Source organism: Streptomyces sp. NPDC085927 (assembly GCF_044540975.1).
GTDB classification, from domain to species: Bacteria; Actinomycetota; Actinomycetes; order Streptomycetales; family Streptomycetaceae; genus Streptomyces; species Streptomyces hirsutus.
The window spans coordinates 64,567-77,958 of sequence record NZ_JBITSN010000006.1; the positions used below are offsets into that span (position 1 = coordinate 64,567).

General features: G+C 71.1%; 12 protein-coding genes. 4 read left to right on the forward strand and 8 right to left on the reverse strand.

Annotation, left to right across the window (positions count from 1 at the left end):
* Positions 1-217: 217 nt before the first annotated feature.
* Positions 218-1,924, forward strand: coding sequence for a threonine/serine exporter family protein (locus tag ACIF80_RS17555; RefSeq protein WP_399805438.1), 1,707 nt, complete (start codon positions 218-220; stop codon positions 1,922-1,924).
* An 84-nt stretch (positions 1,925-2,008) separates the two neighbouring features.
* Here ACIF80_RS17555 and ACIF80_RS17560 read toward each other — a convergent pair whose 3' ends face one another.
* Positions 2,009-2,995, reverse strand: coding sequence for a DedA family protein (locus tag ACIF80_RS17560; protein ID WP_399805440.1), 987 nt, complete (start codon positions 2,993-2,995; stop codon positions 2,009-2,011).
* A 135-nt stretch (positions 2,996-3,130) separates the two neighbouring features.
* Between ACIF80_RS17560 and ACIF80_RS17565 the strand changes: the two genes are divergently transcribed.
* The gene (locus tag ACIF80_RS17565) at positions 3,131-3,496 is read left to right on the forward strand and encodes a YbjQ family protein (RefSeq protein WP_399805442.1); all 366 of its coding nucleotides are present in this window, start codon (positions 3,131-3,133) and stop codon (positions 3,494-3,496) included.
* A 61-nt stretch (positions 3,497-3,557) separates the two neighbouring features.
* On the opposite strand, the gene ACIF80_RS17570 is transcribed toward ACIF80_RS17565, so the two are convergent.
* Positions 3,558-4,328: a MerR family transcriptional regulator gene (locus ACIF80_RS17570; RefSeq protein WP_399805444.1), complete on the reverse strand. Its 771-nt coding sequence runs from the start codon at positions 4,326-4,328 to the stop codon at positions 3,558-3,560.
* Between the two features lie 203 nt (positions 4,329-4,531).
* On the opposite strand from ACIF80_RS17570, the gene ACIF80_RS17575 reads away from it, so the two are divergent.
* Complete coding sequence (locus tag ACIF80_RS17575; protein ID WP_399805446.1) at positions 4,532-5,818, forward strand: ion channel protein; 1,287 nt, start codon at positions 4,532-4,534, stop codon at positions 5,816-5,818.
* A 127-nt stretch (positions 5,819-5,945) separates the two neighbouring features.
* On the forward strand, positions 5,946-7,355 hold the full coding sequence (locus ACIF80_RS17580; RefSeq protein ID WP_399805448.1) for a glutamate decarboxylase: 1,410 nt from the start codon (positions 5,946-5,948) through the stop codon (positions 7,353-7,355).
* Positions 7,356-7,417: 62 nt separating this feature from the next.
* On the opposite strand, the gene ACIF80_RS17585 is transcribed toward ACIF80_RS17580, so the two are convergent.
* The 6 genes from ACIF80_RS17585 to ACIF80_RS17610 form a co-directional block, all read right to left on the reverse strand.
* Complete coding sequence (locus ACIF80_RS17585) at positions 7,418-8,239, reverse strand: ABC transporter permease (protein ID WP_399805450.1); 822 nt, start codon at positions 8,237-8,239, stop codon at positions 7,418-7,420.
* The gene (locus tag ACIF80_RS17590; RefSeq protein WP_399805452.1) at positions 8,236-9,213 is read right to left on the reverse strand and encodes an ATP-binding cassette domain-containing protein; all 978 of its coding nucleotides are present in this window, start codon (positions 9,211-9,213) and stop codon (positions 8,236-8,238) included. The genes ACIF80_RS17585 and ACIF80_RS17590 overlap by 4 nt, the downstream gene beginning before the upstream one ends.
* 117 nt (positions 9,214-9,330) lie before the next feature.
* Positions 9,331-9,972, reverse strand: coding sequence for a PadR family transcriptional regulator (locus ACIF80_RS17595; RefSeq protein WP_399805454.1), 642 nt, complete (start codon positions 9,970-9,972; stop codon positions 9,331-9,333).
* Between the two features lie 25 nt (positions 9,973-9,997).
* Complete coding sequence (locus ACIF80_RS17600; protein WP_399805456.1) at positions 9,998-10,546, reverse strand: DinB family protein; 549 nt, start codon at positions 10,544-10,546, stop codon at positions 9,998-10,000.
* A 123-nt stretch (positions 10,547-10,669) separates the two neighbouring features.
* Entirely contained in the window at positions 10,670-12,130 is a 1,461-nt protein-coding gene (locus ACIF80_RS17605) for an aldehyde dehydrogenase family protein (protein ID WP_399805458.1), read from the reverse strand.
* A gap of 184 nt (positions 12,131-12,314) precedes the next feature.
* Positions 12,315-13,139, reverse strand: coding sequence for a helix-turn-helix domain-containing protein (locus tag ACIF80_RS17610; protein WP_399806113.1), 825 nt, complete (start codon positions 13,137-13,139; stop codon positions 12,315-12,317).
* Positions 13,140-13,392 lie beyond the last annotated feature (253 nt).

Below are 13,392 nucleotides of genomic sequence, written 5' to 3' on the forward strand. Positions count from 1 at the left end.
GGCCCGCCCGCCGTCTTCGAGATCGGGCGTCCCACCACGCTTTTAACGTCCCGGGGCGCCCCCGCCCCCCCCGCCCCCCCCGGGGGGGCCGGGCCCCCCCGGGGGGGGGGGCGCCCCGTCCCGCGTCTCGTGCGCATACTGAGCCCTGGGGACTGTCTGCCGGGCCCCGACGGGGGCACAGGTACAGCGGAAGTGTCGTACAGGGAGTGCAGCGCAGGTGACGGACGCGGAGGACCGCAAGCCCCGGTCGGACGAGGCGAGGAGCGCCTTCAGCGCTCCGGTCGGGCCGACCGCTCCGGTGGATACGGAGTCGACGACGTCGGAGTTCGCCGTTCCGGAAGGGCTCGCGCTCGTGGGCGCCGGACGAGCCCCCACGGAGTCGGAGACGACGTCGGAGTTCGCCCTGCCCCAGGGCCTGGACGCGCCTCCGCATCCGCCCGCCGAGACGGAGGGTTCGGCGTTCAACCCGCCGCGCACCTACCAGGCCAAGCAGGCTCCGTCGGCGTTCACCCCGCCGAGCGGGATCCCGGCCCTCGCGCTGCACCGGGACGCGCCCTGGCAGGACCGGATGCGCACCATGCTGCGCATGCCGGTGACCGAGCGGCCGGCGCCGGAGCTGGTGCAGCGGCACGACGACGACACCGGGCCCGCCGTGCCGCGCGTGCTCGACCTGACGCTGCGTATCGGGGAGCTGCTGCTGGCGGGCGGCGAGGGCGCGGAGGACGTGGAGGGCGCGATGTTCGCCGTCTGCCGCTCCTACGGCCTGGACCGGTGCGAGCCGACCGTCACCTTCACCCTGCTGTCGATCTCCCACCAGCCGTCGCTGGTGGAGGACCCGGTGACCGCGTCGCGCACGGTGCGTCGCCGGGGCACCGACTACACCCGTCTCGCGGCCGTGTACCAGCTGGTGGACGACCTCAGCGACGACGAGACGCACATCTCCCTGGAGGAGGCCTACCGGCGGCTCGCGGAGATCCGCCGCAACCGGCACCCCTACCCCACCTGGGTGCTGAACGCGGCCAGCGGGCTGCTGGCGGGCTCGGCGTCGGTGCTGGTCGGCGGTGATCTCCTGGTGTTCGTGGCCGCGGCGGTGGGCGCGATGCTCGGCGACCGGCTGGCCTGGAAGTGCGCCGACCGGGGGCTGCCGGAGTTCTACCAGTTCACGGTGGCCGCGATGCCGCCGGCCGCGCTCGGCGTCGCGCTGACGCTGGCGCACGCGGACGTGAAGGCGTCCGCGGTGATCACCGGTGGGCTGTTCGCCCTGCTGCCGGGGCGGGCCCTGGTGGCGGGTGTGCAGGACGGCCTGACGGGCTTCTACATCACCGCGGCCGCGCGGCTCCTGGAGGTCCTGTACTTCTTCACGGGCATCGTGATCGGGGTGCTGGTGGTGCTCTACTTCGGCGTTCAGCTGGGTGCCCAGCTGAACCCGGACGCGGCGCTCGGCCAGTCCGAGCGGCCGCTGTGGCAGATCGCCGCCTCGCTCACGCTGTCGCTGGCCTTCGCGGTGCTGCTCCAGCAGGAGCGGGCCACGGTGCTGCTGGTCACCCTCAACGGCGGCGTCGCCTGGGTGGTGTACGGCGCGATGAGCTACGCGGGCGACATCTCGCCGGTGGCCTCCACGGCCGCGGCGGCGGGCCTGGTCGGGCTGTTCGGCCAGCTGCTGTCCCGGTACCGGTTCGCTTCGGCGCTGCCCTACATCACGGCGGCGATCGGGCCCCTGCTTCCCGGTTCCGCCACGTACTTCGGTCTGCTGGCGATCGCCCAGAACGAGGTGGACGCGGGTCTGGTGTCCCTCTCGAAGGCCGTGGCGCTCGCCATGGCCATCGCGATCGGGGTGAACCTCGGTTCGGAGATCTCCCGGATGTTCCTGCGGGTCGGCTCCGCCGAGAAGCGCAGGGCGGCGAAGCGGACGCGTGGTTTCTGAGACAGGGCCGTCCGGCCCCCGGACACACGGATCCCCGGGGCGCGCGGGTGTCGCGTGCCCCGGGGACGGGTTCGGTGCGGTGGTTCAGTAGCCCTGGTTGTAGGGCTGCTGCCGACGGGGGTCCGGGGCCTGCCCCTGACCGCCCTGTCCCTGGGGGTGCTGCCCCTGGGGGTACTGCCCGCCGTAGTACTGGTCGTAGCCGCCCTGGTCGTTGCCGTACGGCTGCTGGGGCTGCTGGGGCTGCTGCGGGTAGCCCTGGTTGCCGTAGGGCTGCTGGGGCCGCTGGGGCTGCGGGGCCTGCTGCCGGTGCTGCGGGGGCGGCGGCCCGTCCGGGGTGATGCGGCGGAGCTGGGTCGTGGCGTCGTCCATGACCGGCTGGGCGTACTGGGGCGCCTGCTGACCGTACGCGCCGTACCCGCCCTGCTGCGGGGCCTCCGCGTTCTCACCGCCGCGCTTCTTCTTGGCCCGCTCCCGCAGGAACTCGATGATGATCGGGACCACCGAGAGGAAGACGATCAGGATGAGGATCACCCCGAGGTTCTCCTTGATGAAACCGATCTGGCCGAGCCAGTAACCGGCGACCGTGATGCCCGTGCCCCAGGCCACACCGCCGATGAGGTTGTACGTGAGGAAGATGCTGTACTTCATCCGGCCGGCGCCGGCCGTGATGGGGGCGAAGGTGCGCACGATCGGCACGAAGCGGGCCAGGACGATCGCCTTGGGGCCGTACTTCTCCATGAAGTCGTGGGCCTTCTCCAGGTTCTCCTGTTTGAAGATCTTGGAGTTGGGGCGGTTGAAGATCTTCGGGCCGAAGAACTTGCCGATCATGTAGCCGACTTGGTCACCGAGGACGGCGGAAATCGTGATCAGCGCGCACACCAGCCACAGCGGCTGGCTGATGTAGCTGCCCTCGGCCACGAAGAGGCCCGCCGTGAACAGCAGGGAGTCACCGGGCAGGAACGCGAAGAATCCGGACTCGGCGAAGACGATCAGCAGGATGCCGGGAAGGCTGAAGGTCTCGATCAGGTAATCCGGGCTCAGCCACTCCGGGCCGAGCGCAAGGGTGGTCACGGGGCTGTGGCTCCTGCTGGTTGAGGGGGACGGGCGAAGGCTGGTTGCCAAAACTACCAACGCAGCCGTCCCGACCCGGGTTCCACGGGCGTACCCAGGATTGCACCGTTCCCCTTCCCCCACGAAGCTGGGGCCATGGGCATCGAGGAGTACGGCGGTGGACAGGGCCCCGGGACCGACGTCCTGGTGGTCACGACGAACGACGTCCCGGGCCACAGGGTGCAGGAAGTGATCGGAGAGGTCTTCGGGCTGACCGTCCGGTCCCGGCACCTCGGCAGCCAGATCGGCGCGGGCCTGAAGTCGATGGTCGGCGGCGAACTCAAAGGGCTGACCAAGACGCTCGTGCAGACCCGCAACCAGGCCATGGAGCGGCTGATCGAACAGGCACGCGCGCGGGGCGCCAACGGCGTGCTGGCGTTCCGCTTCGACGTCACGGACGCCGCGGACGTCGGCACCGAGGTGTGCGCGTACGGCACCGCGGTGGTGCTCGTACGCGAGTGACCGCGCGGACGGCCGCCCGGCCCCGGGGAAGGGACCGGGCGGCCGTCCGCGCGGTACGGGCTCAGCCGCTGTGCCGGGCCGCGTTGGCGACGATCGCGTCGCGCAGGTAGACCGCCAGGCCGGGACGGATGTTCTCGTACGTCCGCGTGAAGCGCGGGTCGGCGACGTACATCTCGCCCAGGCAGGTGTGCATCTCGTGCCCGCAGTCGTAGTACGCGCCCGTGATGAACAGCCGGTGTTCCTCCGCCGTGTCCATGGCCTCCCCGGAGTCGGCCGGGGCGCCGGCGGACATCAGGTCGGCCATGCGCAGGTGGAGGGAGTCGAGCTCCTCGGTGACGCGCTTCCAGTCGGCCTTGGTGTAGGAGGCGGTCCGCTGCCGGGACTGCCGGCGGGCGTCGGTGTCGCCCCAGCGCTCCCGGACCTCGTCCTCGTGCTGGTCCGGGTCGAAGTCCCCGAACACCTCGAACCGTTCCTCGGGCGTCAGACTGATTCCCATCGTGTGTGCCTCCATGGCGTGCTCCACGGCCGCCGCCATCCTCCGCAACTTCTCGATCCGGGCGGTCAGCAGGTCGTGCTGCCGGCGCAGGTGCGCGCGCGGGTCCGCTTTTCCGGTGGCCCGATCGTCGAGCAGGGCGGCGACCTCGTCGAGCGGGAAGCCGAGCTCCCGGTAGAACAGGATCTGCTGCAGCCGGTCGAGGTCGGCGTCGGTGTAACGCCGGTGACCCGCGTGGCTGCGCTCGCTCGGAACGAGCAGGCCGATGTCGTCGTAGTGGTGCAGGGTGCGCACCGTGACCCCGGCGAAGCCGGCCACCTGTCCCACGGAATGACTCACTTCCGCTCCCTTCTCGGTACGCACTCCACCCTGGGTCCTCACGCCACGTGAGGTGCAAGCCGGATGTCCTCGACCGATTCACGCCGGTCGCCCGTTCATGTCCTCCGTTCGTGCCGTCCGTTTCATGCCCGCCTTTTAGGCCGACCGTTTCACGCTGACCGTTTCATGCCGTTTTGAGCGATTGATCCGTCTATCGTGTGCGCGTGGCCCAGGACAGCGCGCAGCAGGAACCCTCCGCCGCCCCGGCGACCCGGGCACGCGACCTGCTGCCGTCCGTCGTCCCCGCGCTGGTCGTGGGGGTGGCGTGCAGCCTGCTGCTGGTGGGCGTGACCCTGGCGGCCGAGGAACTCCAGGACGTGCTGTGGCAGACCGTGCCGGACGCGCTCGGGGTCGGCAGGTACTCCGTGCTGTGGATGTTCGTCGTGCTGGTCGCCACCGGGATCGTGGTCGGTCTGGTGGTGTGGAAGGTGCCGGGACACGCCGGCCCCGACCCGGCGACGACCGGCCTGGACGCCCCCGTGCTGCCGCCCGTGGTGCTGCCGGGACTGCTGCTGGCGAGCGCCCTGGTACTGGCCGGCGGGCCGAGCCTGGGGCCCGAGAACCCGATCATCGCCGTGAACGTCTCGCTGGCGGTCTGGCTGGGCGTCAGGGCCGCGCCCCGGGCCCCCGAGCGGGGCTGGGTGGTGCTCGCCGAGGCGGCGACGATCGGCGCGCTGTTCGGTACCCCGGTGGCCGCCGCCCTCGTCATCTCCGAGGCCCTGGCGGGGCAGCGGATCAAGGGACGCCTGTGGGACAGCCTCTTCGCACCGCTGACCGCCGCCGCCTCCGGCGCGCTCACCACCACGCTGGTGTCGCAGCCCAGCTTCGACCTGCACCTGCCGCCGTTCGGACGCCCCGGCTGGGCCGACCCGCTGTCGGCGCTCACGGTCGCCTCGGTGGGCGCGCTGCTGGGCATGTGTGCCGTCCGCGCCTTCCCGTACGTCCACGGGGCCTTCCAGCGGCTTCGGCACCCGATGCTGATGCTTCCGGCGGGCGGGGCCGTGCTGGGCGCGCTGGCGGCGCTGGGCGGGCATCTGACGCTGTTCAAGGGGCTCGACGAGCTCGCGGAGCTGGCGGCCGATCCCGGGGGCTGGTCGGCGGGTCAGTTCGCCACCATGACGGTGGTGAAGCTGGCCGCCCTGGTCGTGGCCGCGTCCTGCGGGTTCCGGGGCGGGCGGATCTTCCCGGCCGTGTTCGTCGGCACCGCGCTCGGGCTGTGCGCCCACGCCCTGGTGCCCGGCGTGCATCCGGCGGTGGGTGTGTCGGCGGGGGTGCTGGGGGTGCTGCTGGCCACCACCCGACAGGGCTGGGTGAGCCTGTTCGTCGCCGCCGTCCTGGTCGCCTCGCCGGGCATCCTCGCGCTCCTGTGCATCGCGTCGCTGCCGGCCTGGCTGCTGGTGACGGGACGCCCGCAGATGCAGCTGCGGGCGGACGGGACACCGGTCCGGTGACGCCCGCCCTCCTCGCGCTCCCCGCGCTCCCCGTGGTCCCCGTGGTCCCCGTGGCCGCCGTGGTCCTTCTGGCCCCCACCCGTACGAACTCCCGCACGCATCCCCGTACGCACTCCCGGAGGTCTCCATGCCACTGCACCACGCTCCCCGGCGCGATGAGCGCCCCCTGTCCGTCAACCCCTTCCTGGGCCCGGCCAACCCCATCGGGGACATGACCGAGGCGCCGCCCAAGCACCGGATGCCCGACGCGCCGATGGCGCCCACGACGGCGTATCAGCTGGTGCACGACGAGCTGATGCTGGACGGCAACGCACGGCTGAACCTGGCCACCTTCGTCACCACCTGGATGGAGCCGGAGGCCGGTCTCCTGATGGCGGAGTGCCGGGACAAGAACATGATCGACAAGGACGAGTACCCGCGCACCGCCGAGCTGGAGCGGCGCTGTGTGTCGATGCTCGCGGACCTGTGGCACGCGCCCGATCCGTCCGCGGCCGTGGGCTGTTCGACGACGGGGTCGAGCGAGGCGTGCATGCTCGCCGGGATGGCGCTCAAGCGCCGCTGGGCTCGGCGCAACGCCGACCGGTACCCGTCGAAGGACGCCCGGCCGAACCTCGTCATGGGTGTCAACGTCCAGGTCTGCTGGGAGAAGTTCTGCACCTTCTGGGAGGTGGAGGCCCGTCAGGTGCCCATGGAGGGCGACCGGTTCCATCTCGACCCGCAGGCCGCCGCCGGGATGTGCGACGAGAACACCATCGGGGTCGTCGGTGTCATGGGCTCCACCTTCGACGGGTCCTACGAGCCGATCGCGGACCTGTGCGCGGCGCTGGACGAACTCCAGGAGCGCACCGGCCTCGACGTCCCGGTGCACGTCGACGGGGCGTCCGGCGCGATGATCGCGCCCTTCGTCGACGAGGACCTGGTGTGGGACTTCCGTCTCCCGCGCGTGACGTCCATCAACACCTCGGGGCACAAGTACGGGCTGGTCTACCCGGGCGTCGGCTGGGCGCTGTGGCGGGACGCGGACGCCCTGCCCGAGGAACTGGTCTTCCGGGTGAACTACCTGGGCGGCGACATGCCGACGTTCGCCCTGAACTTCTCCCGGCCGGGCGCCCAGGTGGTGGCGCAGTACTACTCGTTCCTGCGGCTGGGCCGCGACGGCTACCGCGCGGTGCAGCAGGCATCGCGGGACGTGGCCGGCGGGCTCGCCGGACGGATCGGGGAGCTCGACGACTTCCGGCTGCTGACCCGGGGCGACGAACTGCCGGTGTTCGCGTTCACGACCGCGCCCGGGGTGACGGCGTTCGACGTCTTCGACGTGTCCCGGCGGATGCGGGAGCACGGCTGGCTGGTGCCCGCGTACACCTTCCCCGCGAACAGGGAGGACCTGTCGGTGCTGCGGGTGGTGTGCCGCAACGGTTTCTCCGAGGACCTCGCCGACCTGTTCGTCGAGGATCTGGCCCGGTTCCTCCCGGAGCTGCGCCGGCAGCCGCATCCCCTCGTCCACGACAAGAACGCGGCCACCGGCTTCCACCACTGAGCGGACCCGGCTCCGGGCCCGCTCAGTGACGAGGGAGCCCGCCTCCGGGTCCCGGGGGTCCGCTAACGGCTCAGCCGCGCGAACCTCCGTACCGCCAGCGGGAAGAACACCGCGAGCAGCGCCAGGGGCCAGGCGACGGCGGCCCACACGTGCCCCGGCTCCCCGCCGGGGCTGCCGAAGAGGTCGCGTACCGCCGTGGCCGTCTGCGACATCGGGTTCCACTGGACGACCGTGCCGAGCCAGTCCGGCATGGACTCGGGCGCCGCGAAGGCGTTGGACAGGAAGCCGACCGGCCAGACCAGGATCTGCACCGCCTGCACCAGTTCGGGCTTCCCCGCCACCAGCGCCAGGTGGATGCCGATCCACAGCATGGCGAAACGGAACAGCAGGAGCAGGCCCACGGCACCCAGGAAGCCGGCCGGGCCCCCGTCGGCACGCCAGCCCAGCGCGGCGGCGACGGCCAGGAGCACCGCGAGGCCGATCGCCGACTGGAGCATGTCGGCGGCGGACCGGCCCACCAGGACCGCGCCGTTGGCCATGGGCATCGACCGGAACCGGTCGACGACGCCCTTGTTGAGGTCCTGGGTGACGGCGACCATGGTGCCCTCCAGGCCGAAGGCCATGGTGAGCGCGAGCATGCCGGGGACCAGGTAGCCGAGGTACTCACCACTGACCCCCCGGCCGCCGCCGACCAGGTAGCCGAACATCAGCAGCAGCATCACCGGGAAGACCAGGCCGACCACCACCGCGACCGGCTGCCGCCGCCAGCGGGAGAGTTCGCGGCGGGTCATGGTCCAGGAGTCGGTCAGGGCGTGGGCGGTCCGCACGTGGCCGGTCCGCGCGCGGGCGGCCGTCGGGTGCGTGAGCGGTGCGTGGGTGGTCATGCGGCCTCCTCGGCCCGGTCGTCGGGTCCGGTGAGCCGCAGGAACGCCTCGTCGAGCGTGGGCCTGCGCAGGGCGATGTCCTCGGCCCGGATGCCCGCCTCCTCCAGTGCGCGGACGACCCCGGCCAGGGCCGCCATGCGGTCGGTCACCGGGACGCTGAGCAGCCTGCGGTCGGTGTCCACGGTGATCTCGTCCTTCGGTACGGGCAGCAGGGCGACGGCCGCGCCCAGCTGTCCGGCGTCGCGCAGGACGACGTCGATGCGGTCGCCGCCGGTGGCCGCCTTGAGTGCGTCCGCCGTGCCGTCGGCGATGATCCGGCCGGCGTCCACGACCGAGATGCGGTCGGCGAGCTGGTCGGCCTCCTCCAGGTACTGGGTGGTGAGCAGGACGGTCGTACCGCCGTCGACCAGGGTGCGGACCGAGTCCCACACCTCCGCGCGGCCGCGGGGGTCGAGGCCGGTGGTCGGTTCGTCCAGGAAGAGCACCTCCGGTTCGGTGATCAGGGAGGCGGCGAGGTCCAGACGGCGGCGCATGCCCCCGCTGTACTGCCCCACCGCCTTGCGGCCGGTGTCGGCGAGGCCGAAGCGTGCCAGGAGTTCGTCGGCCCGTGCGCGGGCCCGCCGTGCGCCCAGGTGGTACAGGCGGCCGAACAGTTCGAGGTTCTGCCGGCCCCCGAGTTCCTCGTCGAGCGCCGCGTGCTGGCCCAGGAGACCGATGCGCAGGCGCACGGCGTACGCCTCCCGCACCACGTCGTGGCCCGCGACCTCGATCCGGCCCGCGTCGGGCCGCAGCAGGGTGGCCAGGATCCGGACCAGGGTGGTCTTGCCGGCGCCGTTCGGGCCGAGTACCGCGTGCACCGTGCCGCGCCCGACCGTGAGGTCGAGCCCGTCCAGTGCGGGCTTCGCGGTCCTGCCGCCTCTCGTCGCGCCGTACGTCTTCCGTGCGTCCTCGACGGTGATCACTGCATCGGCCATGGAAATGACCCTCTCGCTAGTCAAACTTGACTACACACGTCACGGTAAGCACGGCCGAGTCATTAGTCAAACTTGATTAACACGCGGAGGTGGACGCTCGGTCTGCGCGCGGGCGCCTCAGCGCTCGTCCCCCGGGTGGCGCTCCCCCGTCGCGTACGGGTTCTCCTGGTCCTCGGCCAGGATGCCGACGAACGGATCACCCTCCCCGGCGAAGGTGTAGGAGCCGGCCTCGATCCGTCCGACCAGCCCTCGGGTCCACTCGGCCTCGGCGTCGGCCGTGTGCACCCACAGGTTCATGATCTCGCCGATGTGGCCCAGCGGCTCGGGGCCGCCCTCGGGCACGTAGTGCTCGGTGACCGCGGCCCGCCACTCCTCGATGCGCCGGATCCGCTCCTTCAGCAGCGCCGTCGCCTCCTGCCTCGGCAGGTCGACGACGAAGCCGATGGCCGCCGACTTCACGTCCATCTTCTGGTCGTAGGCGACGAGGGCCTCGCGCAGCAGCGCGAAGTACGCGTCGTTGCCCGCCGCGGTGATCTCGTACTCGGTGCGCGGCGGACCCCCGGCCGTCGAGGGCGCGACCTCGTGCGCGTGCAGCAGCCCTTGCTTCGCCATCTGTTTCAGGGCGTGGTAGATCGAGCCGGGCTTGGCGTTAGACCACTCGTGCGCGCCCCAGAACTCCAGGTCGTTGCGCACCTGGTAGCCGTGGGCCCGCCCGTGCTGGCGCACCGCGCCGAGCACGAGGAGACGGATCGCTGACATGGGCTCCAGCGTAGGCCGCGGGCGGTCACTCCCAGGAGCTGCCCCGCTCCTTCGCGACCAGCTCGAACGCCGTGGCGCCGTCCAGGGACTCGCGGATGATGTCGGCGTGGCCGGCGTGCCGGGCGGTCTCGCGGATCAGGTGGAGACACAGCCAGCGCATCGAGAGCCACTCGTCCTTCGGGTTCCAGGACGTCTTCGCCATCAGGAAGGTGTCGTCGAGGCTGGGCACCGCGCGGATGAACGACTCCGTCCCGGCGGCCACCTTCTCGTAGTACGCGAGGAAGGACTCCACGGTTTCCTCGCCGACCGGCCGGAAGCACTCGTGCCAGTTCGACTCGTCCCGGTGGACGGCCGGCGGCTCGCCCTTGGCCCGGGCGATCCAGCCCTGCTCGACCTCGGCGACGTGCTTGAGGAGCCCGGCCAGGGACAGCTCACTGGCGGTGGGCCGTGACGCGGCCTGCTCGTCGGTGAGGCCGAGCACCGACCGGCGGACGCCCCCGCGCTGCTCCTCGATGAACGCCAGCAGCGCCCCGCGCTCGTCGCCCCGGGCCTCGGCGGAAACGTGAGTGACCATGACGGCCGCCTTTCGTCGGTGAGGGCTTCCGCCCCGGTTTCCCTGACACCGACGACGCTACGGGCCCTTGCGGACAGGAGCTGTCCGCAAGGGCCCGGGAAGGAGCGGCTCGGAAGCGACGGATCAGAAGGGGAACCCGCTGCGGCCGTGCTGCACCGAGATCCACTTCATCGTGGTGAAGGCGTCCAGCATCGCCTCGCCGTTCAGCCGGCCGCTGCCGGAGTTCTTCTCGCCGCCGAAGGGGACGATCGGCTCGTCGTGCACGGTGCCGTCGTTCACGTGGAACATGCCGGTGTCGACCTGCTTGGCGAAGTTGACCCCGCGCTCGATGTCCCCGGTGTGCACCGCACCGCTCAGGCCGTACGGGGTGTCGTTGACGAGGCGTACGGCCTCCTCCTCGCCGTCGAACGGGACGAGGAAGGCGACCGGGCCGAAGACCTCCTGCCGGAGCAGGGCCGAGTCGGCGGGCAGGCCGGTGAGCACGGACGGCTCGACCAGGTTGTCGGTCCGGGCCCCGCGCACCAGGGCGGTCGCACCCTCGGCGAGCGCCTGTTCCACGACCCCGGTCAGCGAGTCCGCCTGCTGGGAGTTGATCACCGGGCCGATGACGGTCCCGGGGTCGCGCGGGTCGCCCGCCTTGAGGGACTTGACCTTGGCGACGAACTTCTCGGTGAACTCGTCGGCCACCGAACGGTCCACCAGCACCCGGTTCGCGGCCATGCAGACCTGGCCCTGGTGGACGTACCGGCTGAACACGGCCGCGTCGACCGCGTAGTCGACGTCGGCGTCGTCGAGGACCACCAGCGCGCTGTTGCCGCCGAGTTCGAGGACCGAGCGCTTGAAGAGGCGCGCGCAGACGGTGGCCACGTGACGGCCGACCGCGTCGGAGCCCGTGAAGGAGATGACCTTCGGGACCGGGTGTTCGAGGAAGGCGTCGCCGATCTCCGCGATGTCGGTGATGACGACGTTCAGCAGACCGCCGGGCAGGCCCGCGTCCTCGAAGATCTTCGCGATCAGCGCCCCGCCGACGACGGGGGTGTTCTGGTGCGGCTTGAGCACCACGCCGTTGCCGAGCGCGAGCGCCGGGGCGACCGACTTCAGCGACAGCAGGAACGGGAAGTTGAACGGGCTGATCACGCCGACGACGCCGACGGGCACGCGGTAGACGCGGTTCTCCTTGCCGTCCACCGGCGAGGGGATGATCCGGCCCTCGGGACGCAGCGCCAGGTGCACCGACTCGCGCAGGAACTCCTTGGCGAGGTGGAGCTCGAAGGCCGCCTTCAGGCGCGTGCCGCCGAGTTCGGCGATGATCGCCTCGGTGATCTCCTCCTCGCGCTCCTCGACCAGGGCGAGCGCCTTCTCCAGCACCGCGCGGCGCGCGTACGGGTTGGTCGCCGCCCACTGCTTCTGCGCGCGGGCCGCCGCCCGGTAGGCCTCGTCGACCTCGTCGACGGTGGCTATCGTGATCGACGCCAGTTTCTCGTCGTCGTACGGGTTGAAGTCGATGATGTCCCAGGAGCCGGTGCCCGGACGCCACTCGCCGTCGATGTACTGCTGGGCCAGGTCGGTGAAGTACGACGACATGTGATCCCTCAACCCCTCAATCCCTCGCTGCCGGACCGGGCCCACCCCGGATCGGCCTCACCACCCGACCGGCCGGACGATCGCGTGCGATCGGCATGCGAGTGGTCGTGCGATCGGTCCGGCCGCACGGCCCGGTGCCGGTCCGCCCCTCGCGCGCCTGATCGACCGTCATCGTACTGATGTTTCAGGAGAGTTGGAGAAGACCTCGCAGAAGGTCCCGGCTCTCCGAAGGGCCCGGGCTGTCCTGCTGGAGCTCCTTGAGCGCCTTCTCGTACTGGGCGACGTCCTCGGCCTTGTCGAGGTACAGCGCGCTCGTCAGCTGCTCCATGTACACGACGTCCGAGAGGTCGGACTCGGGGAAGCTGAGGATGGTGAACGCGCCGGACTCACCGGAGTGGCCGCCGAGCCCGAACGGCATGACCTGCAGCCGGACGTTGGGCCGCCCGGAGATCTCGATCAGATGCTGGAGCTGCCCCTTCATCACCTCGCGGTCGCCGTACGGCCGGCGCAGCGCGGCCTCGTCGAGCACAACGTGGAACTCGGGGGCGTTCTTCGCGACCAGGTACTTCTGCCGCTCCAGGCGCAGCGCCACCCGTCGTTCGACGTCGGCCTCGCTCGCACCCTGCATGCCGCGCCGGACCACCGCGCGCGCGTACTCCTCGGTCTGCAGCAGACCGTGCACGAACTGCACTTCGTACGCCCTGATCAGTGCGGCGGCACCTTCGAGACCCACATAGGTGGGGAACCAGCTGGGCAGCACGTCCGAGTAACTGTGCCACCAGCCCGCGACATTGGCCTCCTTGGCCAGGGAGAGCAGTGAGGCGCGCTCCTGCTCGTCCCCGATGCCGTACAGCGTCAGCAGGTCCTCGACGTCCCTGGTCTTGAAGCTCACCCGGCCCAGCTCCATCCGGCTGATCTTCGATTCGGAGGCGCGGATCGAATAGCCCGCCGCCTCGCGCGTGATCCCCCGAGCCTCACGCAGTCGCCTGAGTTGTGATCCGAGCAGCATGCGCCGCACCACCGATCCCGGCTCTCCCGCGCTCACGTTCGCCAGCCTCCCCAACGTCTGCCAGGGGCCGAAGTCTGCCACTAAAACACTTCGAGCAGTACTCGCCCGGTTACGGAAATGGAACCGGGGTGGAGGTTTCGAGCAGGGAGGAACAGAGAGCAGGCCACGGAAGTGACAGGAGAGGCGTGAATATGGCAGAAAAATTGACCAACAAGCGGTACGGCAGGGTCTATTTCGGTCAGCTGCACGTGCA

What these genes read in the sequence shown, in the direction of transcription:
- ACIF80_RS17595 (WP_399805454.1), bottom strand. Translation starts at nt 9,972, where the DNA reads ATGTCAGCGATCCGTCTCCTCGTGCTCGGCGCGGTGCGCCAGCACGGG.
- ACIF80_RS17605 (WP_399805458.1), bottom strand. Translation starts at nt 12,130, where the DNA reads ATGTCGTCGTACTTCACCGACCTGGCCCAGCAGTACATCGACGGCGAG.
- ACIF80_RS17590 (WP_399805452.1), bottom strand. Translation starts at nt 9,213, where the DNA reads ATGGCCGATGCAGTGATCACCGTCGAGGACGCACGGAAGACGTACGGC.
- ACIF80_RS17585 (WP_399805450.1), bottom strand. Translation starts at nt 8,239, where the DNA reads ATGACCACCCACGCACCGCTCACGCACCCGACGGCCGCCCGCGCGCGG.
- ACIF80_RS17610 (WP_399806113.1), bottom strand. Translation starts at nt 13,139, where the DNA reads ATGCTGCTCGGATCACAACTCAGGCGACTGCGTGAGGCTCGGGGGATC.
- ACIF80_RS17600 (WP_399805456.1), bottom strand. Translation starts at nt 10,546, where the DNA reads ATGGTCACTCACGTTTCCGCCGAGGCCCGGGGCGACGAGCGCGGGGCG.
- ACIF80_RS17565 (WP_399805442.1), top strand. Translation starts at nt 3,131, where the DNA reads ATGGGCATCGAGGAGTACGGCGGTGGACAGGGCCCCGGGACCGACGTC.
- ACIF80_RS17580 (WP_399805448.1), top strand. Translation starts at nt 5,946, where the DNA reads ATGCCACTGCACCACGCTCCCCGGCGCGATGAGCGCCCCCTGTCCGTC.